The sequence below is a fragment of the Stieleria mannarensis genome, from assembly GCF_014154935.1.
Taxonomy (GTDB): Bacteria; Planctomycetota; Planctomycetia; order Pirellulales; family Pirellulaceae; genus Stieleria; species Stieleria mannarensis.
The window spans coordinates 95,357-119,405 of sequence record NZ_JACEHH010000006.1; the positions used below are offsets into that span (position 1 = coordinate 95,357).

Sequence of the window (24,049 nt, forward strand, 5' to 3'; positions counted from 1 at the left end):
CGCAAATGAGAACGGCCCAGATCCTCCTCACCGTCCTGTTCACGTTCGCGATGAACACGGCGTCCGCCCAAACGCCTTCGTTTCCGGCGACGGATTGGCCTTGGTGGCGAGGCCAGCAGCGAGACGGTACCGCGTCGCCTGACCAGAACCCGCCGACGCGGTGGAGTGAAAACGAAAATGTCATTTGGAAAACCGCCATCCCTGGGCGCGGTCACGGATCACCGATGTTGTTGGGCCAACGCGTCTATTTGGCGACCGCCGATGACCAACGGAAGGTGCAAGTCGTGCTCTGTCTTGACCGCCGAACCGGAACGGTTGAATGGGAAGCGATCGTGCATCAAGGCGAGTACGAGTCCAAGGGAAAACGAAAAGCGAACGAGAAGGCGTCGTCGGCTTCATCGACTCTCGCCACCGACGGCGAGCGATTGTTCATCAATTTTTTCAACGATGAAGCGATCCATACGACGGCGCTGGATTTGAGCGGCAAGATCGTGTGGACGCAGCGTCTGTGCGATTATGTCGTCCACCAGGGTTATGGATCGTCGCCGGCGATTTACAAACAGCTGGTGATTTGCTCGGCGGACAACAAGGCCGGCGGCGCGATCGTCGCGATGGACCGTGTTTCGGGCGAAATTGTTTGGCGACGCGATCGCCCTGCTAAACCGAACTATGCCTCCCCTTCCATCCTGACCATCGACGGCAAAGCCCAACTGGTGTTTACCGGTTGCGACCTGATCACCAGCCTTGATCCCGCGACCGGCGCCACGCTTTGGGAGATCGAAGGTGCGACGACGGAATGCGTGACGACGACCCTGACCGACGGCAAACATGTGTTTTCCAGCGGCGGCTATCCCGACAATCATCTCTCCGCGGTCGTGGCCGATGGCTCGGGCAAAGTCGCCTGGCGGACCAACACTCGCGTCTATGTCCCGTCGATGTTGCACAAGGACGGCTACCTGTACATGACACTTGATGCGGGGATCGCGGAGTGTGTGGAAAGCGCGAGCGGCGAAACCCAATGGAAGAAACGCCTGGGCGGAGACTTCAGCAGTTCACCGGTGCTCGTGGGCGATCGGATCTACGCGACCAACGAGCAAGGCGAAACGTTCATTTTCAAAGCAGACCCGCAGCGATTCGAAAAAATCGCGGAGAACAAGTTGGGCGAAAGTGTGTTCGCCACCCCGACGATCTGTGATAGCCGCATTTACACGCGCGTGGCGCATTATGAGGAGGATCGGCGTCAGGAGTATTTGTATTGCTTGGGAGAGGCGCAGTGAGGTTGGGCGCTGAGCGGCCCGGATAATCGCAGAAACCATCGTCGGCCACTCGCTGACGCGTCGTGCTGGCATCGGCATTTGTCTCATGCCAGCGGGAAGCGTAAGCGAGCGGCCCGGATAATCGCCGACACCATCGCTAGCCACTCGCCGACGCTGCGTGCTGGCATTGGCGTTTGTCTCATGCCAGCGGGAAGCGTAAGCGAGCGGCCCGCTTAATTGCCGACACCATCGTTGGCCACTCGCTTACGCGTCGTGCTGGCATTGGCTGGGCCTAACCCGCGTTCGCTTCGGCGATGCGGAGGGCTTCGACGAGTTGCTGGATTTGCTGGACGGAAAGTTCTTCGGCACGCGCGGTTTCACCGTGACCGAGCGACTGCAACACCTCGTCGACTTGGGGTTTGCTGAGTCGGTTTTTCATCGCGCTGATGACGTTGCTGCGCAAGAATTTTCGGCGGTGGAAAAACAACGCGCGCACCGTTTGATGAAAGTAGTCCAGGTCGGCGATGGCATCGCGACGCTCGGGATCGAAGTCCAAACGGATCACCGCCGAGTCGACTTTCGGTCGCGGCCAGAAGACTTTGGGGCCGAGGACCCGCACGATTTCCGCGCGACACAGCGACTGGATCCAAATGCTGAGCGCCCCATAGTCTTTCGTCCCCGGCTCGGCGACAATCCTTTCGGCCAATTCCTTTTGAATGGTGACGACCATCACGTCGGGTGCGGGCGATTGATGCAACAGATTCGAAATGATCGGGGTGGCCACGTTGTAGGGCAAATTGGCGACCAACAAGAACCGTGCCTCGCTGCCGATTCGCTGCATCGCCTCGGTGATCAACTCGATCAAATCCGCTCGTAGCGAATTCTTGTTCCGCAGCGCGTCGCCTTGCAACAATTTGACGTTCGGGCGACCGGTCAACTCTTCGCTGGCTAGCTGGTGCAAGTTCTTGTCAATTTCGACCGACAAGACGGCTCCGGCGGCATCGGACAGCCGAGAGGTCAACGATCCGACGCCGGTGCCGATTTCTAAGACGACGTCCGTTTTTCGCAGTTCGGCGGAGTTGGCGATCAAGTCGACCAGATTCAGATCGATCAAAAAGTTCTGGCCGTACTTCGACACCGGCCGCAAACCGGCTTCGGAGAGTCGTCTGGAGAGATAGCTGGCAGTTTGACGTGGTTGATTCATGCGTCCGAATTGAGCTTGGGGTCGTGAATCTGGTCGTCCGAGAGCAACCCCAGTGAGCGTTGAACGTATTTGGCCAGGAGATCGGTTTCCAGGTTCACAGCGTCGCCGACATTGCGAAATCCCAGCGTCGTCATCGCCAGGGTGTGCGGGATCAATGCGACGGTAAAGGAATCGTCGTCGGCGTCGACCACCGTCAAACTGATGCCGTCGATCGCGATGCTGCCCTTGCTGGCGACTTGGCTGGCGTACTGTGTCGGGATGCGAAACCTCAGGTTCGCCCAGGGCGGGTCTTCGGTTCGCTCGATCAGTTCGCCCAGCGTGTCGACATGGCCGCTGACGTAGTGGCCGCCCATCCGGCTGCCGACGGCCAGCGAGCGTTCCAAATTGACGCGATCACCGGCGACCAATTTGCCCAGGTTGGTCCGTGACAGCGTTTCTTGCCCGGCCTCGAAATCGGCCACCTCGCCGTCGAGCGTGACGATCGTCAGACAGCACCCGTTGATGCAGATGCTGTCGCCGATGGCGGCGTCGCTGAAAACCATCGAAGAGCGGACTCGAAGGAGTTTTCCGGGGGGATCGTCGACGATTTCGACAATCTCGCCCATAGTTTCGACCAGACCAGTGAACATTGCAGATAGCAGAACGGCGGAAAATGCGTCAAAAACGGTTGGCGGGTAGCCACTTTGCCCCGCATTGGACAGAATGCCGCCCAAATGGACAAGCGATGGCACGCGCTCGTCGACAACAAAACATTTCCCCGCCACACCCCCCAACACCCATAAGAGGTCTCCGATGACCCTGATCGAAGCGATTCACGCACGCCAAATTCTGGACAGCCGCGGCAATCCCACCGTCGAATGCGAAGTTCTGCTGGAAGACGGTGCCCACGGCCGTGCGGCCGTCCCGAGTGGTGCCAGCACCGGTGCCCACGAGGCGTGGGAACTGCGTGACGGCGACAAGTCCGTTTTCATGGGCAAGGGTGTCCAAACTGCCGTCAACAATGTCAACGAAAAGATCGGCCAAACGCTGCAAGGCATGGACGCGCTGGACCAAGCGGAAATCGATGCCGCGATGTTGGCCCTGGACGGCACCGAAAACAAAAGCAACCTGGGAGCCAACGCCATCCTGGGCGTCTCGCTGGCCACCGCACACGCCGCCGCCGCTTCGACCGGACAACCCCTGTTCCGCTACCTCGGTGGTGTCGGGGCTCGATTGCTGCCCGCCCCGATGATGAACATCATCAACGGTGGTGAGCACGCCGACAACTCGGTCGACATCCAAGAATTCATGGTCATGCCGCTGGGATTCGAACGATTCAGCGACGCGCTGCGTTGCGGAACCGAAGTCTTCCACAACCTCAAGAAGGTGCTCAGCAGCAAGGGCTACAACACCGCCGTGGGTGACGAAGGCGGATTCGCACCGGACCTGAAGAGCAACCAGGAAGCCCTGGACGTCATCATGCAAGCGATCGACCAAGCGGGCTACAAAGCCGGCGAACAGGTTTGGATCGCGTTGGATGCCGCATCAACCGAGTTCTACGATCGTGAATCGAAGAAGTACTCGATCGACGGCAAACAGCTCTCGGGCGACGAAATGGTCGACTTCCTGGCCGACTGGTGCGAAAAGTACCCGATCTGCAGCATCGAAGACGGTTGCGACGAAGACGATTGGGACACTTGGAAGAAACTGACCGAGCGCGTCGGTGATCGCGTCCAACTGGTCGGTGATGACTTGTTCGTCACCAACGTCACGCGCCTGCAAAAAGGCATCGACGAAGGAATCGCCAACAGCATCTTGATCAAGGTCAACCAAATCGGCTCGCTGACCGAAACGATCGATGCGATCCAACTGGCCGGACGCCACGGTTACACCGCCGTGACCAGCCACCGAAGTGGTGAAACCGAAGACAGCACGATCGCCGACCTGGCCGTCGCACTGTGCACCGGTCAAATCAAAACCGGTTCGGCCAGCCGAAGCGACCGGATGGCGAAGTACAACCAATTGCTCCGCATCGAAGAGATGCTCGGCGACGCCGCACTGTACGGCGGACCGCACTTCGCCGCCAAGCTGAAGTAGATCCGGATGCCAGCGGGAAGCGTGACGGCCTGTTGATTTAGTCGAAATGAAACAGCTAACGATTAGCCGATGGGCGCTAGCCCCGGTTTTGCGGCGGCGGGAACCGCGGCTAGCGCCGTGCGGCTGATTAGACCAACAGGCCGGTGAGCGAGCGGCACGGGTGAGTGAGACTTCCATCGCCCGCCACTCGCTAACGCGTCGTGCTGGCAGGGGCCTCACTGATCGCTAAACACCTGCGTCGTCACTTCGGATCTCGCCCCCAGCGGTTTGCCTCGGCTGACCGCTTCGGCGGTGATCGTGAACGTCTTGGGTTGATTGCAAGTCAACAGGATCAGGTAGTCGATCGATTCAAACGGCCTGAGCGTTCCGATGTCTTTCAAGTAGATGTAACCGCCGTTGGGACTGAACTCACCCAGTTCGGGACTCAGTGGTTGCGTGACCCGAATCACATCGACGCCCTCGGGCAGGTTAAACCGGATGCTGACGTTGCCATCGGGTTGCGACGACGGGTTGGTGACCTTCAAGTCGTAGCGGATCGGTTGATTGACGAACACCGCCGCATTGGGGCCGGTGATCGACAAACCCAAAGCTTGCGGTTCAGCCGGTTGACCGGGCGCCGGACGCGGTGCCGGCCCCTGATCGGGTGCAGGCGTCGGTTGCCGATCGGGGATCATCGGTGGTGCCGTGGCCGGTGGCAGGTTGTTCGGGGGCGCTGGTGCTGGGGCGGGTTGTCGGACCGCGGAGGGCAAGATTTCGAACTGCAATTGTTCGCTCGCCCGGGCACCTTGTTGCGATTCAACGGCCAACACGACCGTGCTACGCGGGTTGGTTCCGATCACTCGGAAATTGGCTTCCAAGGTTTCGCTGGTTTCGGGTTCCATCCGCGGGATCACCCACTCGATCATGTACTGGCCGGCGCGCGGGTCGGACAAGTATTGATCGGTCGCCCCGAGCGGGCTGAGCTGGGGATCATAGGCCATCGTGACCTTCACGTTGTCCAGCGGAACACTGCCGGTGTTGACAACGACGCCGCGGAACAGTGTTTCGTTACCGACCGAGGTCCGACTGCGTCCGGAGAGCGTTGCGGTGACTGCGGGTGTCGGCGGCGGCTGGTTGATCACCGTCACGCAGGACTCGGTCGTCGCTCGTTGGCCGGCATCAGCGGTCGCTTCCAGCTGGATGCATCGTCGTCCGGGATCGGTGGCGATGAAGGTGACGGCAACGGGCCAGGTTTCACCGGGCTGTAGCGGAATGTCTTCTTGCGTGTTCGGATCTTGCTTGGGTTTGACCACGCGGCGCAAATTGCTGGGCGTGTGCAGCATCGAATCGTCACCGTTGGCGATCAATTGCAGGTTCGTGAGCGGTCGATCACCGGTGTTGCGAACATCGATGTTGAACGTCACTTCCTCGCCGACCTCGTAACGGTCTTTTTCGGGTGCAACACTCAACACCAACGACGGTCGGAACACGTCCACCGTGACCGAGGTGGTTGCCACCAACGGACCATCCGCCCGGGCTTCAAAATTCAACACCATCGAAGATTCGGTGGTGACGTTGAGCAACAGATCCAATTCCTGCTGGGCCGGCAGTTCACCGATTTCCCAGACGATCGCATTCGGCAGGTTTTGTGCGAATGAATCGGTGCTGGATGCTTGAACGCCCGGCGGGATCTGCATGATCACCCGCACGTTGGTGGCCGCTTGATCGCCGGGGTTGGACACCGCCGCGGCGGCTTCGAAGGGAATGCCGAACGACGCGATCGACGGTGCACCGGCACGGATCGCCAACTGCGGGGCACTCCACGTAACATACGTCTCGCCGGTGAACAATGTCAGCGGCGGCATGTTGTCGGTTTCACCGCCGGGCCGAATCACCCGCATCGCAATCGCTGCGGTGCCCGACGTGCCCGGCGTGGGGATCAACTGGACCGTCGCGTTGCCTTCGCCATCGACGGTGGCTTCGACAAAGGATGCGCCGGTCGAAGCGAACGAACCGAGTTCGGGTTGCATGATTTCGTAGTAGACCTTCCATCCCCGAGCCGGCAACATGCCTTCGGATCGCGTGACGCGAGTCGTCAACGTGACAGGCGTTCCCGCCGGCACGATTTGCGTCCCCGGAAACTGCCGTGCCGCATCGACCCAATAGATCGTCGCGGTCGCTTTTCGTTGATCCCAACATTCGCTCTCGGGCGCCAACACCGTGACCTTGCTGGTCCCTTCGCTGGGGCTGCTGACGGTGATCCAGGTTTGTCCCTTTTCCAGTTGCACGTCGTCGTTGGGATTCAGATTCCCACGCGTGATTTTGACGCGTTTGGTGCTGGTCACGCCGAACGCGTAGGAGGGATCTTGTTTGGACGCCTTTTTGATCCGCGCCAGTCGGTGCATCACGCCCGGGTCATCGTCACCGACTTGGATGAATGTGCCGACGCTTTCCGGCGTCAGCATCCATTCCAACGGCTCACCGACTTGCAGATGGCCCTGGTCACCACAGATCCCGGACAACAAAACGACTTCACCACCGACCGGCGCCACGATCTTTTGCGGCGAGAGCAGGATGCATCCTCGTTTGCCGCGTTTGGGTAATCGGCACAGCTCTTTCATCTGGCACTCGTTGCCGTACAGGATCGCCGGAGGACCGTGTTTGCAGTCCTCGGTGCATGGGGTGCTCGGCACACAGGGTCCGCTGGAGGCAGGCCCGACGGACGACAGTGGTGCGGCGGGGGTTGCCGGGACCGGTGTCAAACAGGCGGGCGGATCAGCCGGTTCGGGAAACGCGGGCTCGGGCAGCGAGAGCGGGCAGAGGTTGAGCGGATCGCCGAGGTTCTTAAAACAGTTTCCCAGACGACCTTCGCCGGCCGACCCCGGCAACGCGATCGAAGTGGTTGCCGGTAGCGGGTTGAAGATTCGTTGCCCCGTCGGATCAATCGCGGGCAATCGCAATCGCGAGCAACCGGCCAACTGGATGAGCACCAGCATGGCGACCAACACCCAGCGACTCGCATCTGTCGACGTCTTCACCGCGCTCCGTGCGCAGGCATTGCCAGCCATCGCGCGGGAGCTTGAGTGTGGGGAGACAGCGAACATCGGCTTGAATCAGACGCATGAGGGGGGGCGATCGAGGGACGATGCCATCCAGACCTCGTCCGAGGAACCCTAGCACGCAACTGACGCCGATGATGCGAAAATGCAACCTCCGATGATGCGGAAACGCAACGAAGGTGTGACGGTTGCAGCGGTTGTGTCGAAAGTTTCGCGTTTCAAGTCGCGGATTCACTAACCGCAGAACAGTCACCCTCCCTTCCAGGGAGGGTCGCGGAGGAGTGAGCGACGACGCGGGGAGGGTTTGCTGTGGCTCACAGGCACTCAAACCACCAATCGACCCTCCCCTCGCTTCGCTCGACCCTCCCAACCTGGGAGGGTAAATCCCCCAAAAAACGCACGGCCACTGCCAGAGAGGATTTTGCCTGAAACCTGAAACTTAAAACAAAAACGGGACAGGCTCTCACATGGAGAACCTGTCCCTGGTCGATACAGCGGAGCGCTTCGCTGCAGTCGACGTTTCGAGTCCAGCAGCGAAGCGGGTTAACTTCGTTCGGTCAAATTATTCTTCCGTTTCAGGACGATCCGCGCCACCTCGTCGTCCACCGCGATCTCCTCCCGGGCCGCCGCGTCCACCACGATCTCCTCCCGGTCCGCCGAAGCCACCGCGACCGCCACCGAATCCGCCACGTCCTCGACGTTCGGGCATTTCAAACGGTTTGCCCTTGAGTTCTTCGAACTCCTTCTTTTGCTCGCTGGTCAGCACCGCGACAAGCTTTTCGTCGATCTCTTTGCGAGCCTCTTCCATTTTCTCTCGCATGTTTTCACGGTCACCGCTTTGGAACAGTTCCCGCATCTTGGCCATCATTTCATCACGTGACCCTTCCATCGTCTTTTGCAATTCGTCTTTCTGGGCACTGGTCAGCTTTAATTTGCCGGCGATGCGGTCGTTCATCAGTGCACCGGTACCCATCTGCTGGACTTCGATTTGTTCCAACCGAGTCATCTGTTCGGGCAGCAACACTTCTTCGAGTTGTTCACGGATCTTGTTGTCAGCCTCCTCGACTTTCTTCATGAAAGCTTGCAGTTTGGCGACGTTCTCTTCGCTGTCGCGGTTTTCACGATCGAAGTCGCGAGGAAACTCCACGCGTTCCCGATTTTCGGCAACTTTTTTGAGCGCTTCCTCCTGATCGGGCATGACCTCGATTTCTTCTCGGACCTCTTCGATTTGCAACAGCCCCAGAATCGAGCCGCCGCCAGGGCCGCGCCCACCGCCGAAGCCACCGAATCCTCCACCGGGGCCGCCGCGAAACCCGCCTCCGGGGCGTCCGCCGCCACCGGGACGGCCACCGCCACCGCGTTGAGCCATCACATCCGTGGCGACCATCGCCAAGATTGCCGCGAACAACAGGGCCATCGGGCCGCTTGTGATCTTCATTGAATTCAATTCCCAGAAAGTGCAAAAGAGGAGTGTGTCGTACGGAGAAGTTCCGCCGTGCCTGGACCCCCGACGTCCGCCCGTTTTTCAGCAGGCCCCGTGCCGGGATGTACCCTGTTCAAACCACGCCGAGCCGGCAGGGTTTCACGAAAGATCGAGTTTTTTGCCAAAAAGAAAGGCAAAACCGGTGGCGAATTGCAGCCGCGGATCGCAATGCGTTCCCACCGCTGGTGCATTGTTCGACTCGCCCCTCCAGGTACGATGCCCCTTCCGGGCTGTCGTCCGTGGGACGCTAGGCTTTGTCCCTAAACCCGTAGCGGAAGCCGCCAAGGCTTTCGTCTCGCAGCGGTTCACACGGGAAAAGCCGAAATTCTTGGCGAATTCCGCTACCACATACGACCCTTGCCGGGTTCAGGGACAAAGACTAGCTCTTGACCACCGGATTGGTCTGCAACTCCCGTTGGGCCCGCTGCAGGAACTGCATCGCGTCCATCGGGGTCATCGAATTCAGGTCCAATCGCTGGATCTGGCTGAGCACCGGATGGTCGGCGAACCCGAATAGCGTCAACTGGTACGATCCGCCTTCGCGAGCGTTGTGTCCTTGCGGCGGAGCGATCGTGGGCCGATCCAGTGCATCGCGATGATCGATTTCCAACTGTGCCAGCACATCCTTGGCTCGCTCGTTGACTTCAGCGGGCACACCGGCCAAGCGGGCGACATGGATCCCGTAACTCTTGTCTGCACCGCCGGGAATGATGCGGTGCAAGAAGACGACTTCGTCATTCCATTCCCTGACCGCCACGTTCAGATTGGCAACGCGAGGCAGCGACTCTTCCAATTGAGTCAGTTCGTGGTAGTGCGTGGCGAACAGGGTCCGGCAACCGATTTGTTCGTGCAAGTGCTCGGTGATCGCCCAAGCCAGCGACAGACCGTCGTAGGTACTGGTGCCGCGGCCAATTTCATCCAAAATCACCAGCGATCGTGACGTGGCGGTGTTCAAAATTCGCGCCGTTTCAACCATTTCGACCATAAACGTACTTTGGCCGCGGCTGAGTTCATCGCTGGCTCCCACGCGGGCAAAGATCCGATCGGCGATCCCGATCAACGCGGAACGAGCGGGGACGAACGATCCGGCCTGTGCCAGCAACGTGATCAACGCGACCTGTCGGATGTACGTGCTCTTTCCCGACATGTTCGGGCCGGTGATCAGCAGGATCATCCCGGTTTCCGGTGAATGCACACAATCATTCGGGACGAACTCGCCTTGCGGCAACGACACATCCAACACCGGGTGTCGGCCTTCTTCGATCCGCAACACCGAATCATCGGTCATCTGCGGACGCACCCAGTTCCTCTGTGCAGACAACTCGGCCAGTGCCGCCAACACATCCAACTCCGCCATCGCAGCGGCGACTTCCTGCAGCGTTGCCAGATGCTGATGCGTCCGAGTCCGCAGGTTGTGGAAAATCAATTGTTCTCGGGCCGATGCCTTCTCATCCGCCGCAAGCACCTTCTCCTCGTACTCCTTCAATTCCGGCGTGATGTAGCGTTCACAATTCTTTAGCGTTTGTTTGCGAATAAAATCCGCGGGCACCTTGTCTTTGTGCGCGTTGGTCACTTCCAGGTAATACCCGAAGACCTTGTTGTAGCCGACCTTCAGGTTAGGAATCCCGGTCGCGTCCATCTGACCTTGTTGGTATTCCAAGATCCACTGCTTTCCGCCGGCAGCCAATTCGCGCAGCGAGTCGAGTTCGGGGTCGAACCCTTCCCGGACAAAGTTTCCGTCGGCGGCGTTGAGCGGACATTCGTCGGCCAGCGCTGATTCTAATTCGCTGCGCAGTTCGGGGCACAAGTGCAGATGCGATTCTAAATGCGCGATGCGTTTGGGTTCACGTCCGGCCAGTTTGGCTTTCAGCGTCGGCAACCCGGCAAGCGTCCGCGCAACCTGTTGCAGATCGCGCGGCCCGGTTCGGCCGGTTGCGATTCGTGCCAACAAACGTGTGATGTCGTAGGTCTGTTTCAGCGTCGATCGGACCTCGGCACGCAGCGACGCCGCGGAGTGGAATTCTGCGACGGCATCATGTCGATGGCAGATCGCGTCCAATTCGACCAGTGGTGCGGCGATCCAATCGGCCAACAACCGCGATCCGGCCGACGTGCAAGTCATGTCGATCGCATCGACGAGTGATCCGTCGCGTGAGGAGGTTCGCAGCGTTCGCGTGATCTCCAGACTGCGTCGCGTCGAGGCGTCGATTTCCAGCACGCCGCTGCGGTGATGTGCCGAGATGGATCGAAAGTGGTCCAGGCCGCCGGGCTGTGTTTCTTGCAGGTAGGTCAGAGCGGCACCGGCGGCTCGAACCGCGGCGGTATCATCGTCGCGAAATCCGAACCCTTCGAGCGAACCGACCGAGAACTGTTTGCACAGCAATTCGATCGACGCATCTTCGGCAAAGCTCCACGCCGGTCGCGCCGTCCAGGACCAGGGGGCCGTCGAATCCGGCGAGAAGTTGGCGTCGTCTTCGCGGTAAATGACTTCGGCTGGTCCGATCCGCGCCAGTTCATCTTCGACCCGCGACACCGGGAACACGCCGGCGCAGAAGCGTCCGCTGGAAAGCTCCGCCCAGGCGATCCCCGCGACGGGCTCATCGGTCTGCTTTTTGCCCTTGCGCGGCGAATGCAACACGACCGCGGCCAAATAATTCGCTTCACGCGGGTTCAGCAGATCGTCGTCGGTCAACGTCCCCGCGCTGACCAGGCGGGTGATTTCGCGTTTGACGAGCCCCTTGGCTTGTTTCGGATCCTCGACCTGTTCGCAGACCGCGGCGCGGAACCCGGCTTGGATCAATTTGCTCAGGTAGGAATCGAGCTGATGATGGGGGAACCCCGCCATCGCGGTCGGATTGGCGCTGTCCTTGTCGCGACTGGTCAGGGTCAGCCCGAGGATGCGGGCAGCGGTTTTGGCGTCGTCCAAAAACAATTCATAGAAGTCGCCCATGCGAAACAGCAGCAGTGCGTCACCGCACGCCGCCTTCGCCTCGTGGTACTGTTTCATCATCGGAGTCATGGCCAGAATCGTACCCGCGGCCGACGCCGATTAACAGCCAGGCGCGGCCGATCTGAGCGGCGATTGGGCCACTTCGGGGCAGCCAGATTCCGGTCAGGAAAACTCTACGGGGCAGTGACTCGATCGTCTGCAATACACTTCCTGAAAAGGAGAGGCGAGTGCAGCGAGGGGGATACGCAAAAAGTTTAGAATTCACCCTCCCTGGCAGGGAGGGTCGAGCGTAGCGAGGGGAGGGTCGATTCGGTGGTGGCTGAGTGCGTCCGAACCACAGCGAACCCTCCCCGCGTCGTCGTAGACTCCTCCGCGACCCTCCCAGAGGGAGGGTGAAGTCGTAAACGCCTGATACTTTAAAGGTCAACAACAACACGATTGCTGCCGGGCAGGAGGGCGTTTCCACTTTGCCGCCCCCGTTCGCTCAACCACGTTTGGGGCGTGGGATTTTGCTACGTCCCCCGGTTCCCTTAGTGCCTTTGCGGCGTCCGCGTTGTTTTTGACGGCCGGTCGCGCTGGCCGGTTTCTCCTCCTCAACCTCCGCCAGCGGTTTGCCGATGTTTTCTTTCAGTTGCAGGACCCGGTCTCGCAGTTGGGCCGCACGCTCGAATTCCAGATCTTCGGCGGCCGACAGCATTTCGCGCTCCAGTGCTTCGACGAATTCCAGCGTGATGTAGGTGGTTTCGGATTCTTCCTGCGCCTTGGCGGCCGTTTTGCGGCGTTTGGCGGCGTCGGTTTCGATCCCTGCCTTGATCTTTTTGCGGACCGTTTCGGGGGTGATGCCGTGCTCGTCGTTGTAGGCCTGTTGGATCGCGCGGCGGCGTTCGGTTTCGTCGATCGCCAACCGCATCGAATCGGTCACCTTGTCGGCGTACAAGATCACTTTACTGTTGGCATTACGCGCGGCGCGGCCGATGGTTTGAATCAAACTGGTTTCGCTGCGCAGGAATCCTTCCTTGTCGGCGTCCAGGATGGCGACCAGCGACACCTCTGGCAGGTCCAAGCCTTCGCGGAGCAGGTTGACGCCGACGAGACAATCGAAGTGCCCGGCACGTAGCTCCTGCAACAGGTCCACACGTTCAAACGCATTGAGTTCGCTGTGCAGCCAACGACAGCGGACGTTTTGTTCTTGAAAGAAATTCGCCAGGTCTTCGGCCAACCGTTTCGTCAATGCGGTGACGAGGACTCGTTCGTCTCGCTCGGCTCGGACACGAATCTCGTTGATCAGATGATTGACTTGACCGCGTGCCGAAACCACCTGCACCTCGGGATCCAGCAATCCCGTTGGGCGAATGATCTGTTCGATCACTTCGCCGCCGGTCCGCTCCAATTCGTAATCGCTGGGGGTGGCGCTGACGAAACAGATTTGACCGGTTCGCTCCTCCCACTCGTCGAATTTCAGCGGCCGGTTATCGAGTGCGCTGGGCAACCGAAAACCGTGGTCGACCAGCGTCAGCTTTCGGCTGCGGTCGCCGGCATACATCGCGCGGACTTGAGGCACGGTGACGTGTGATTCATCGACAAAGGTGACGAAATCGTCGGGAAAGAATTCGTACAGCGTGTCCGGCGAGGCGCCCGGTTCCTTGCCAGACAAGGGGCGCGAGTAGTTTTCGATGCCCGGACAATGCCCGACTTCGGCCAACATTTCTAGGTCAAAGCGTGTGCGGGCGGACAGACGCTGGGCTTCGAGCAGTTTGCCTTGTTTTTGAAACGTCTCCAGCTGGTGTTTTAATTCTGCGCGGATCACGCTGATCGCACGTTTGATGCGATCGTCCGGCATGACGAAGTGTTTGGCGGGGTAGATGAAGACTTGGGAGACGGTTTTGACGGTTTCGCCGGAGACGGGTTTGATGATCGAGATTTGGTCGATCTGGTCGCCCCACATTTCGATGCGATAGGCGAATTCTTCATAGCTGGGCCACAGTTCGATGCTGTCACCGCGGACGCGGAACTTGCCACGTTCGAATGCCATGTCGTTGCGCTCGTACAGGACGTCGACCAGCTTTAACAGCAAATGATCGCGGCGAATCGATTCGCCACGCGTCAGGCCGACGACCAGTTGCTTGTAATCCTCCGGCGAACCGAGGCCGTAGATGCTGCTGACCGAAGCGACGATCACGACGTCGCGGCGGCTGACCAGACTGCTGGTGGTGGCCAACCGCAGCCGGTCGATTTCTTCGTTGATCGACGCGTCCTTTTCGATGTAGACGTCGCGCTGGGGGATGTAGGCTTCGGGCTGGTAGTAGTCGTAGTAGCTGACGAAATAGTGAACCGCGTTCTCGGGAAAGAATTCCTTGAATTCGCTGTACAGCTGTGCCGCGAGCGTTTTGTTGTGGCTGAGCACCAGCGCCGGCCGGCCGACATTGGCGATCACGTTGGCCATGGTGAACGTCTTGCCCGTACCGGTTGCCCCGAGCAGGACTTGGGCCGAGGCACCGGCGTTGAAGCCCTTGGTCAATTGCTCGATCGCCTGCGGCTGGTCGCCGGCCGGTGGGAAGGGTTGGTTGAGATGAAACTCCGCCCGAGGCAACGTTTCGGTGGCTTGCGAATCTGTTCGTTTGTCCATCCTGATCATCACCGGGTTGGGCCCAAGGTCTCGTTTCGCGTCCGATTATCACCCAGACCGGCGCCCGGCCCAAGTGGGACAGGCTTCCAGCGAGTCAATTCGCCCCGTCCGAGTTGGGAGTTGGGAGTTGGGAGTTGGGAGTTGGGAGTTGGGAGTTGGGAGTTGGGAGTTGGGAGTTGGGAGTTGGGAGTTGGGAGTTGGGAGTTGGGAGTTGGGAGTTGGGAGTTGGGAGCTGGGAGCTGGGAGTTGGGAGTTGGGAGTTGGGCGGGTGGGGAGAGAGGAGCGATGGGACCCATGCGACCGATTGGACGGCGTGTGCCCCCGACCACTCCGAGGTCCCATTTATCCCCTACGTCCCATAGGTCCTATTCCCCCCAGCACCCCACCGCGAGGCTTCGCGCCCACCTCAATTGGTGCCACCCACCAAGATCACCTATGCGCCCACCTCAATTGGTGCCACCCACCAAGATCACCTATGCGACCGATAGGACGGCGTGTGCCCCCGACCACTCCGAGGTCCCATTTGTCCCCTACGTCCCATAGGTCCTATTCCCCCCAGCACCCCACCGCGAGGCTTCGCGCCCACCTCAATTGGTGCCACCCACCAAGATCACCTCAATTGGTGCCACCCACCAAGATCACCTCAATTGGTGCCACCCACCAACCTCAATTGGTGCCACCCACCAACCTCAATTGGTGCCACCCACCAACCTCAATTGGTGCCACCCACCAAGATCACCTCAATTGGTGCCACCCACCAAGATCACCTCAATTGGTGCCACCCACAAATGGCCCCAATCGGGGCAGATGCGGCCGAGATGCGACCGGTCGTGGGAGGGGGGGCGTGTTTCGTGGGTCGCAGGGGACCGGATTGCCCTCACCTCGATTGTTGGAGCAATCGCTGCAAGTGAGTGACGATCGACATCGAATCGCTCCCCTTCTCCAACACCGTCGTGTTTTTCAAGCCGGCTGCTGCGTCGTGGATGCGTGGGTCGACGCGGCCGGTGTACAGGCAGGCGGGGGGTGGGTTTTGGGCCTGCTGTAGCTCTTGCAAGAAATCCGTTCCACTCATCCCCGGCAGATTGAAATCCACCAACAGGCAGTCGCACTGGTCGAGTTCTTGATAGGCAAGGGTGCTTTCGGCTGACTCAAAGGCGACACACTGGTGGCCAAGCGCCGCTATAATCGCGCAGAGCGAATCCCGGACGTCTGGGTCATCTTCCACAATGACGATGCGGGCTTGTTTCTCTACGGACAACGATCGTCCCTCCGTATCATCATTTCACCGGACGAATTTTCATTTTCGGCGCGGACGTCAGATTGTGGGTCGGATTTCTGTTTACTTAGTCTACTTGGTCGCTGCACTGCATGCGGTGTCCACCTGCGCTGCGCTTCAAGCGGATCTTTATCGACCTCGGTCCGTTGATCCCTGGTCGGAATCTTGGCGGATTCGGGCGTTCCCTCAGCTGAAGGGCCGAGAACTGAAGTGCATCGCAGAGGACTCCGGGGGCGCGATCTGGTTTGGGATCGCCGCCGGTGCCGTCCGCTTTGACGGTTTGCACTGGGACGAATTTAATGCATCCAGCCATCTGCCGGGGCCGGCAATCGCTTTCGCCCAGGCGGGAGGTCAATTCTATGCCGCCACACGGTCCTCAGTCCACGTGTTGCGCGGCCAGTCGTTTCACGAAGTCTTTCCGGCGTCGGACCATCGCGCCTGGGTGATCGAAGATTTAGCGGCCGGCCCCGACGGGACGCTTTGGGCATCGACCGATTTAGGCGCCGTTGAATTCCAGAGCAACGGCGCCACATCAGCCGACGTTTCGTGGCGAAAGATCCGACTGTTCACAACGCCAGAGATCGGACGCCATCTTCAGGTACAGAACCTTGACGATTCGATGGAGATCGAAACCATCCCGGCTTCCGAGGCCGTCGCCTGGCGCGCCGGGCTGGGGGTCTGTGTGTACGGACAAGCGGTCGGCAAGAACGCCATCGTCGCGGTTGCCGAAAACGGTCCCGCGGCCAGAGCGGGGATCCGCGTCGGAGACCGGATTGTCGGCATCGACGGCGAGCCTCGCCGCTCGGTTTACCAACGTGAACTTGAAGATTCCCCCGGCACACCGATTCGTGTCAAAGTCCTGCCGTGTGACAGCGATCAGGTCGTCGATCTGGAACTGCAGTGCGAATCGATCGAAGGCACGTACCAACGATTTCGCCCGTTGCGGATCGTGGTCGACCATCACGGCACCGTCTGGTTTGCCACTCGCCTGGGACGGATCTTTTCGCTGCGGCGCGATCAGTCCGGGACAGCGACCTGGACCAATCACACCCGCCAACACAACCTGCCGGTGGTGGCGATGCCCAGCATTGCGGCGACCACCAAGGGCGTTGCTGCGGTCGGGCGTAACACGGCGACCGAATCACTACTTCGTTTCGACGGCATACGTTGGACGGTAGTCGATCTGCCGCGAGCACTCGGTTCATCGATCGAATCGGCCGATGACGGTTCACTGTTGGTCGGCACCAATGGCGCCGTGCTGTCGGTCGAAACCGATGGCCGCGTCGTCGACCACGATTTACGCGAGTACGGCATCTTTGGAAACGACACGATTGTCAAACGTATGTCCGACGGCGCGGTCTGGATCGCCGGCAAGGGTTCCATTGCACTGCGGATGGAACCGCAAGGCAAGCGTTGGACGTCGTACCGGGGACTGGCTTACCAAGACACCGACGACAACGACAACGAGTGGTTCCTGACTGCTCGATTGACCGTGGTGCGTCGCCAAGGCGAACGTTGGCAACAATTCGATGCGTCCGATGGGCTGATGACACAACCGCTACGCGTGATCGCGACAACCGGCGGCGACATCTGGGCAGCCGGCAGCCATGACGGTGTTGCCGCGACCGCACGACTGGTCGGCGACCGCTGGGAACGCCAGCTGCATCCAGAACTCGCGTGGGCCATCGATCGACGGGCGGTGTTCGAGGATCGCGACGGGCGGCTGTGGTTCGGCGCGGCCGTCAATCAACAGGTCCAAGAGGACGAGCGGGGCGGTGTGCTGCGATTCGACGGAAAAAGCTGGAAACACTTCCCACCGACCAACCGACTTGATTTCGTCTATGGGATCGCCCAAACACGTGACGGATCGATTTGGTTCGCCGGACCGTCGCTCGTTCAAATCCGACCGGACGACCGATTCGGTTCGCCGCTGAACGTTCCGTTGGCCGCGAGCGGATTTTCCGACGCCCTGTGCAATGACTCCTACGGTAATTTGTGGATCGGCACACGCAGCAGGGGCGTGGTGAAACTGAACGCGCGGCACCGAGGTGAAACGGAGTACGAGGCCGTCGTCTACGACGAAGCCGCCGGGATCAGCAACAACCGAATCAAGAGTCTTCTGGCGTTGCCCGGGGCAAACATCATGATTGGCACGCCGGCGGGTTTCGATCGTTTCGACGGCCAGACCTGGGTCAAAGCAGCCCTGCCAAGTGAATTGGCGTTTGACACGGATTACGGCGGACTGCACCAAGGCCAAGGTGAACAGTACTGGTTCAACGCATCCGGGCTGGCGTACATGACCCGCGACCTGTCCCAAGGCATCCCGCTGAGCGATCTGGGCTCGCTACGCGACCGATTCAAGACCTATCGTTATCGCCCCGATCGTCGACCGCCCGAAACGACTCTCGATCGCTGGGTGGCTGACAAGGAGTTCGGCGACATCGTCTCGATGTCCTGGAGCGGCACCGATTTCTTGGACGCCACCCCACGCGACCAATTGACGTACTCCTGGCGTCTGGACGACCGGCCGTGGAGTGCGTTCTCGACGGATACCCACGCCCGCTTTCACGACTTGGAGGTCGGCACCCATCACTTGCGTGTCCGCGCCCGCGATGCCGATTTCAACATTGACGCGACGCCGGCGGAGATCACATTCGAAGTTTTACCGGCCCTCTGGCAACAGAGCTGGTTCCAAGGATTGTGGCTGGGGATGGCAATCCTGTTCGGGTTGGCGATCATCCAAACCGGCCGCGTCTTTCGGCGCGAGGCATCGCTGCGAACCAGTAATCGCAAGCTGCTGTTGGCCGAACAAGACCTGCAACGTGCCAACCAGAGTCTGGAAAGTCGCGTGGCCCAGCGAACGCGCGAGCTGCGCGAAGCCAACCAACAGCTTCACGCCAGCGAAGTGCAGTATCGATCGATCGTGGAGGACCAGAGCGAATACATCGTCCGCTTTGACGCCGACGGACAGGTCACGTTCGTCAACTCCGCCTACCTCCGTGCCAATCGCGTCTTGGGGCAGACGGCGATTGCGAGATTACCCGACGACGCCGTCGACCGACTGCGACGCGTGATTGCGGGTGTGAAACCCGGATCGCAACATGGCGATTCGACCGTCTCCTACCAGAGTCATGATGGTCAACTGCGATGGGAGCAATGGCATTGCCGCGTGTTGACCGACCAGATCGGAAACCGACTCGGATACCAAGTCGTCGGCAACGACATCACGGACCTAAGACTTGCCCAGAATCGACTGAGCGAGAAGGAGTTGGAACTGGCACATCTGGCGAGGGTTTCGGCGCTCGGTGAAATGGTGGCCGGGATCTCGCACGAGATCAATCAACCGCTCGCAACGATTGCCAATTTCTCATCGGCGTCGCTGCTGGTTTTGGAACGCGATCACGAAAACAGCGAAAACGGACAGGGCAACGAGAACATTCGTCAATGGATCGCGCGGATCAAAGAACAGACCCAGCGGATCAACAAAATCGTCAACAGCCTGCGTCGATTCGGTCGCCCGGGAAGCAACCTTGCGGCGTTCGACCTGAATTCGGCGGTCATCGAATCGTTGGCCTTGTGTGAATACCAGACGCGATCGGTGGTCGAAGAATTGCGGCTCGAGATCCCGGAGGATCTTCCGCGGGCCTATGCCGACCGGGTTCAGATCGAGCAAGTGCTGGTCAACTTGATCCGCAACGCCGTCGACGCGATGGACGATCCGGCGGTAGTGAACCGGACCCTAAAGATCATCGCCGTCGCCGAGAACGGATCGCTGAAGGTGTCGGTGATCGATTCCGGCCCCGGTATCGACAGTGGGCGAGCCGAAGAAATCTTTCAAACCTTCATGACCACCAAAGCAAACGGGATGGGGATGGGGTTGGCGATCAGTCGCTCGATCATCGAATCACACCGCGGCAAACTGTACACGGTCGATTGTCCCGACGGAGCGTGGTTTGAGTTCACGATCCCCACCGCGAACGAGCAGCCCGCGGTGCCCTCGCACCCCCAAAGCCTTTCCCAGTTGCCCAAGTCCGGATCGTTTAGCGTTTAAAGATCCATCAGTCGCTCTGGCAGCTACGCCCGGTAAACAGGCGGTTTCCAATCCGCGGCGTCCAACCCGCTGTCGGCAACGAAGATCTTGCCGGCGTTCGAGCAAACGGCTTGATCGTCCGCGGTCATGTTTTCGACGGCCGTCGTGATCACCAGTTTCAGCTTGCCCGCGTGCTGGACCAACGCCGGACAGGTGTTCTGGGGTGACAGCGGCGTCCGCCAAACCTTGCGGCACTGTCCACTGGCCAGATCATACAGTCGGGTTTCCCCAAACGCGGCCGATTGCGGCAAGAACATCGCCACGATCAGCCCCGCCCCGTCCGGAGTCAAGATCGCTCCATCAGGGACCGCGGGATCGGAGGTCAGGTCCAACACGACCTCGGCTTCGGACAAGGTTCCGCGATCGATGTCCAACCCATAGCGAACGACTTGGCGGGTCGGCGAATCGATGTCGATCAAGGACAGCCGATCCGCATCCACGATCGCCGCCTTGCCGTTGCTGCAGATCTGATCGTCACGCAGTCGGATCAGTTTCTGATCGCGTCCACGATACAAATACAGCCCGGCCTTTTTGGTCGCGAACTCCAAGTCTTTGGTGCCGAAGATCAAGTTGTCATCCAACGGCAAGCCATCGTTGATGATGGTGTTGGTCACATCCTGATCGATGGTGTCGCAAAACGGTTTCCAGTCGCCCGAGACGACGTCAAAGTAGCCTAACGACCGCTCGCACCCGACGACAAATCGATTCGGCGTCTGACACGGGAACGCAAATCCCGGCCGCCCGGGAAGATCCTGCGAAGTGTTGTTCCCGGTTGCGAAGTCATAACGATTCAAACTGCCGCAAGTCGCAGACGCACCGTGCTGAATCCCCACCCAGGAAAAAACGCCCGGGGCGATCTGGTAAGGCCCTTCGGGAAGAAAACGCAAGGCGTCCGAATCGGGGACGTTCAGTGGAGTGGCTTCGATGACTTCGGGCACAATCAAACCTCGACGAATCGTAGGGTGGGGACGATGAAACATTCGACTGATCGAGCGGCACGATACATCGAATCCAATGCGGTGATAAGCATGCCGGATCGCCAGTCTTCCGCCGCAGCTCGATTTTCGGGTCGTCCACGACCGTTTCCCCGAATGCCAAGGCGAGACGGAGGACTATCCGACGCCGAACTCCATCAACAGCGCTTTGGGCACGCCGATCCCGACGACCCGGATCGTCCCGAGCCAAGGTTTCGCGTCCGCGTTTGAAAAACCGTCTTTCTCGGCCACGAAGGTGACGGTCAAGTCGGCACGGAACGTGACCTCCGACGGAATCCCGGTATCGCAGTCCAGTCCGGTCGGTAAATCGATCGCCACTCGAAGCCCTCGCCGGGCATTGGCGATTTTGACCGCGTCGGCGTACAAGCCCCGCGGTGCCCCGGTCGCCCCCGTTCCAAGCATGCAGTCCACAACGAATTCGTCGTCCAGCAGCAACTGATCCAAATTCTCGGCAGACCTGGCAACCTGGATCGGCAACCCGGCTTTCATCGCGATTGCCGCGTTGGCAAATGCGTCGCCGGTTAAACGATCCGTCGCAACCATTGAAACGATACGAACCGGGACCCCGAGCAGTTCGAGGTGGCGGGCAATGACATAGCCGTCGCCCCCGTTGTTGCCCGGACCGCAAAGGATGCAGACGGCGCGGTTGCCATCCGCGCCGGAATCGTGACGGAGGGCGGCGATCTGCTCGGCCGCACCACGGCCGGCATTCTCCATCAGCACCAATCCGGAAATGCCGTAGGATTCGATCGCGATCTGATCGACCCGGCGAACCTCCTCTCGTTTCATGCCACGCTCTCCCCGCCTGATTTCCCGTTGCCAAAGCGCTGTCGTGAACCAACAATAATACAATCGTACAAAAAATCATATCGGATCCGCCATGCGGGCGGGACGCGTCAGCGAACGGCTCTCCGTTACACTCCAAACATTCCACTTAACACCGAGCCCCAACCATGCCACTTTACGAATACGAATGTTCCAAATGTGACAAGTCCGTCGAGCTACTGGTGCGATCGTCAGAGGAACAAGTCGCCTGCCCCGAGTGCGGGAGCAAGAAGTTAACACGATTGATGAGCGCCCCGTCTGCCCCCAACATGAAAGGCTCCGGCGGCTCGCTGCCGATGGCATCCGAAGGCCAATCGTGCGGGGCGCCACGCTGCTGTGGCGGGATCTGCGAATGAGGGTCGCCAACGACCTGTTGATTTAATCTGATCAGACGAGGGATGAGCCGTTTGGCGCGAGCGTACGGGCCTGAACCACCACGAAGACGCACCGGGACCGTAGGCTCGCGCCCTACGGCTGATTAAATCAACAGGCCGCCAAGAGTTTCGCGCAGGCGCCGCGACGCCACACCTGGGGACCGAAAGCCTTGGCGGCTTCCGCTACGACGCGATCTCGAAAACCAAGAAGCGGCGGCGGAGGGGTCCACCGGGCGCCTCACTGCGGCGCCGCGACCAGGTCGTAGCCTTGGCTGGCGACGATCTCGCACGGGATGATGTCGCCGACGCTCGGCTCGGCGCCCGCATCGACGCCGCTGACGTACACCACACCGTCGATCTCGGGCGCTTCCGAACGGGTGCGGCCGATCCAAACGCCGTCCTGCTCTTCAAACTTTGAATCGATGATCACATCATCGAGTGTCCCGACTCGATCCGCGTTCCATTGAAACGCGATCTGTTGTTGGACGGCCATCAAGTCGCTCATCCGCCGCTGGGCGATTTTGGCCGGAACTCGGTTGGGCAACCTTGCCGCGGGTGTGTCTTCTTCGACGCTATAGGTAAACACACCCAAGTGTTCGAAGTGTTGCTCGGCGACGAATTCGACCAACTGTTCAAAGTCGTCCTCCGTCTCGCCGGGGAATCCCGTGATCATCGTCGTCCGCATCACCAGCGATTTGATTTGGTCACGCAATCGACCGACGATTTCTTCCTGGGACGCACGCGTGGTCTTGCGCGACATGCGTTTCAGCATCGCGTCGCTGGCGTGTTGCAACGGCATGTCGATGTACGGCAAGATCCGTTGGGCGCCGGCCAATGTTTCGACCAAGCGGTCGTCGATGTACATCGGATAAAAGTACATCAATCGGATCCAGTCGATCGAATCAATCTTGTCCAGCTCCGTCAGCAGCTCGGTCAACTTGGGCGTGCCGTACAAGTCCTTGCCGTAATACGTCGTGTCTTGGGCGACGATCACAACCTCGCGGACACCGCTGTCACCCAACCGTTTCGCTTCGTCGACCACCTGTTCGATCGGTTTGCTGTAGTGTTTGCCGCGCATCTTGGGGATCGCGCAAAACGTGCACAGCCGGTCACAGCCTTCGCTGATCTTCAAATAGGCAAAGTGCCGCGGGGTGACCGGCGAGCGGATGGCATCGGACAGCGGGCGGATCGGGGCCGGGCGAAACACACGTTGTTGTTCTTCGATCCCACTCTTCAGCCGATTGGCGACGTCGACGATGTCGTTGCGTCCGAACACGCCGACCATGGCATCGATTTCCGGACGTGCTTCGAGCAGCTGGCCCTGCTGACGCTCGGCCAGACACCCCGTCACCACGACGCCGCGAATTTTTCCCTGACGCTTCAGATCCAACATTTCGTCGATCGCGCCGAGCGATTCTTCGCGCGCCGAATCGATGAATCCGCAGGTGTTGACGACGACGAAATCCGCCGCGTTGACGTCACCCACCATCCGGTATCCATCTTGGTCCAGCCGGCCGAGCATCTGTTCGGTATCGACCAGGTTTTTAGGGCATCCCAACGAGACGACGGCGTAACTGCCGCGGGCGTCCCCCTGACCCTCCTGCGGAGCCGGGGTTCGGGGGGAATCGGACTGATTGACGACGGGAAGTTGCATGGATTTCAGGTCAAAGGGCCAGCGGTTCAGGGCGTTGATCGCACAACGCCGCAGATCGAAGCGAACCATTGGAACCGAATTCTCTAAAACGAGCAAACGGTTCCGGGAAATCACCGCCGTGGCCCCACAAACGTCGCGGAATTCGCCAAGAATTTCGCTACCGACGGCCGCGCCGCCGTGGCGGGGCAAAGCCGCGCGGGAA

General features: G+C 59.9%; 14 protein-coding genes. 4 read left to right on the forward strand and 10 right to left on the reverse strand.

Annotated features, from left to right (window positions below; translation table 11 throughout):
* Positions 1-5 precede the first annotated feature (5 nt).
* Entirely contained in the window at positions 6-1,277 is a 1,272-nt protein-coding gene (locus H1B37_RS06210; RefSeq protein ID WP_182865765.1) for an outer membrane protein assembly factor BamB family protein, read from the forward strand.
* A 271-nt stretch (positions 1,278-1,548) separates the two neighbouring features.
* Here the strand turns inward: H1B37_RS06210 and rsmA are convergent, their stop codons facing one another.
* The gene (gene rsmA, locus H1B37_RS06215) at positions 1,549-2,460 is read right to left on the reverse strand and encodes a 16S rRNA (adenine(1518)-N(6)/adenine(1519)-N(6))-dimethyltransferase RsmA (protein ID WP_182865766.1); all 912 of its coding nucleotides are present in this window, start codon (positions 2,458-2,460) and stop codon (positions 1,549-1,551) included.
* A complete protein-coding gene (locus tag H1B37_RS06220; protein ID WP_182865850.1) occupies positions 2,457-3,089 on the reverse strand; it encodes a riboflavin synthase in 633 nt (210 codons plus the stop codon). The genes rsmA and H1B37_RS06220 overlap by 4 nt, the downstream gene beginning before the upstream one ends.
* 163 nt (positions 3,090-3,252) lie before the next feature.
* Between H1B37_RS06220 and eno the strand changes: the two genes are divergently transcribed.
* Positions 3,253-4,536, forward strand: a complete 1,284-nt coding sequence (gene eno / locus H1B37_RS06225; RefSeq protein ID WP_182865767.1) for a phosphopyruvate hydratase — start codon at positions 3,253-3,255, stop codon at positions 4,534-4,536.
* 215 nt (positions 4,537-4,751) lie between these two features.
* Here the strand turns inward: eno and H1B37_RS34330 are convergent, their stop codons facing one another.
* The 5 genes from H1B37_RS34330 to H1B37_RS06250 all read right to left on the reverse strand — a co-directional run bounded on the left by H1B37_RS34330 (position 4,752) and on the right by H1B37_RS06250 (position 15,891).
* Positions 4,752-7,553: a DUF11 domain-containing protein gene (locus tag H1B37_RS34330; RefSeq protein ID WP_182865768.1), complete on the reverse strand. Its 2,802-nt coding sequence runs from the start codon at positions 7,551-7,553 to the stop codon at positions 4,752-4,754.
* Positions 7,554-8,136: 583 nt separating this feature from the next.
* Positions 8,137-9,012, reverse strand: a complete 876-nt coding sequence (locus tag H1B37_RS06235) for a hypothetical protein (protein WP_182865769.1) — start codon at positions 9,010-9,012, stop codon at positions 8,137-8,139.
* A gap of 424 nt (positions 9,013-9,436) precedes the next feature.
* The gene (gene mutS, locus H1B37_RS06240; RefSeq protein WP_182865770.1) at positions 9,437-12,076 is read right to left on the reverse strand and encodes a DNA mismatch repair protein MutS; all 2,640 of its coding nucleotides are present in this window, start codon (positions 12,074-12,076) and stop codon (positions 9,437-9,439) included.
* Between the two features lie 415 nt (positions 12,077-12,491).
* Positions 12,492-14,633, reverse strand: coding sequence for an excinuclease ABC subunit UvrB (gene uvrB / locus H1B37_RS06245; RefSeq protein WP_182865771.1), 2,142 nt, complete (start codon positions 14,631-14,633; stop codon positions 12,492-12,494).
* Between the two features lie 877 nt (positions 14,634-15,510).
* A complete protein-coding gene (locus H1B37_RS06250; RefSeq protein WP_182865772.1) occupies positions 15,511-15,891 on the reverse strand; it encodes a response regulator in 381 nt (126 codons plus the stop codon).
* 115 nt (positions 15,892-16,006) lie between these two features.
* Between H1B37_RS06250 and H1B37_RS06255 the strand changes: the two genes are divergently transcribed.
* The gene (locus tag H1B37_RS06255; protein WP_182865773.1) at positions 16,007-19,960 is read left to right on the forward strand and encodes an ATP-binding protein; all 3,954 of its coding nucleotides are present in this window, start codon (positions 16,007-16,009) and stop codon (positions 19,958-19,960) included.
* Positions 19,961-19,983: 23 nt separating this feature from the next.
* On the opposite strand, the gene H1B37_RS06260 is transcribed toward H1B37_RS06255, so the two are convergent.
* Positions 19,984-20,979: an SMP-30/gluconolactonase/LRE family protein gene (locus tag H1B37_RS06260; RefSeq protein ID WP_182865774.1), complete on the reverse strand. Its 996-nt coding sequence runs from the start codon at positions 20,977-20,979 to the stop codon at positions 19,984-19,986.
* Positions 20,980-21,111: 132 nt separating this feature from the next.
* Positions 21,112-21,783 carry an NAD(P)H-hydrate epimerase gene (locus H1B37_RS06265; protein WP_182865775.1) on the reverse strand — a complete coding sequence of 224 codons (672 nt, stop codon included), beginning with the start codon at positions 21,781-21,783 and terminating at the stop codon, positions 21,112-21,114.
* Positions 21,784-21,947: 164 nt separating this feature from the next.
* Here H1B37_RS06265 and H1B37_RS06270 point away from each other — a divergent pair, with 164 nt between their 5' ends.
* Positions 21,948-22,175 (forward strand): FmdB family zinc ribbon protein, encoded by a 228-nt coding sequence (locus tag H1B37_RS06270; RefSeq protein WP_182865776.1) that lies wholly within the window; start codon positions 21,948-21,950, stop codon positions 22,173-22,175.
* Positions 22,176-22,431: 256 nt separating this feature from the next.
* On the opposite strand, the gene rimO is transcribed toward H1B37_RS06270, so the two are convergent.
* Entirely contained in the window at positions 22,432-23,847 is a 1,416-nt protein-coding gene (gene rimO / locus H1B37_RS06275; RefSeq protein ID WP_182865851.1) for a 30S ribosomal protein S12 methylthiotransferase RimO, read from the reverse strand.
* Between the last annotated feature and the right edge of the window lie 202 nt (positions 23,848-24,049).

Coding starts and splice junctions, on each gene's coding strand:
- H1B37_RS06210 (WP_182865765.1), top strand. CDS start 6: ATGAGAACGGCCCAGATCCTCCTCACCGTCCTGTTCACGTTCGCGATG.
- rsmA (WP_182865766.1), bottom strand. CDS start 2,460: ATGAATCAACCACGTCAAACTGCCAGCTATCTCTCCAGACGACTCTCC.
- H1B37_RS06220 (WP_182865850.1), bottom strand. CDS start 3,089: ATGTTCACTGGTCTGGTCGAAACTATGGGCGAGATTGTCGAAATCGTC.
- eno (WP_182865767.1), top strand. CDS start 3,253: ATGACCCTGATCGAAGCGATTCACGCACGCCAAATTCTGGACAGCCGC.
- H1B37_RS06235 (WP_182865769.1), bottom strand. CDS start 9,012: ATGAAGATCACAAGCGGCCCGATGGCCCTGTTGTTCGCGGCAATCTTG.
- mutS (WP_182865770.1), bottom strand. CDS start 12,076: ATGACTCCGATGATGAAACAGTACCACGAGGCGAAGGCGGCGTGCGGT.
- uvrB (WP_182865771.1), bottom strand. CDS start 14,633: ATGGACAAACGAACAGATTCGCAAGCCACCGAAACGTTGCCTCGGGCG.
- H1B37_RS06260 (WP_182865774.1), bottom strand. CDS start 20,979: ATGTTTCATCGTCCCCACCCTACGATTCGTCGAGGTTTGATTGTGCCC.
- H1B37_RS06265 (WP_182865775.1), bottom strand. CDS start 21,783: ATGAAACGAGAGGAGGTTCGCCGGGTCGATCAGATCGCGATCGAATCC.
- H1B37_RS06270 (WP_182865776.1), top strand. CDS start 21,948: ATGCCACTTTACGAATACGAATGTTCCAAATGTGACAAGTCCGTCGAG.
- rimO (WP_182865851.1), bottom strand. CDS start 23,847: ATGCAACTTCCCGTCGTCAATCAGTCCGATTCCCCCCGAACCCCGGCT.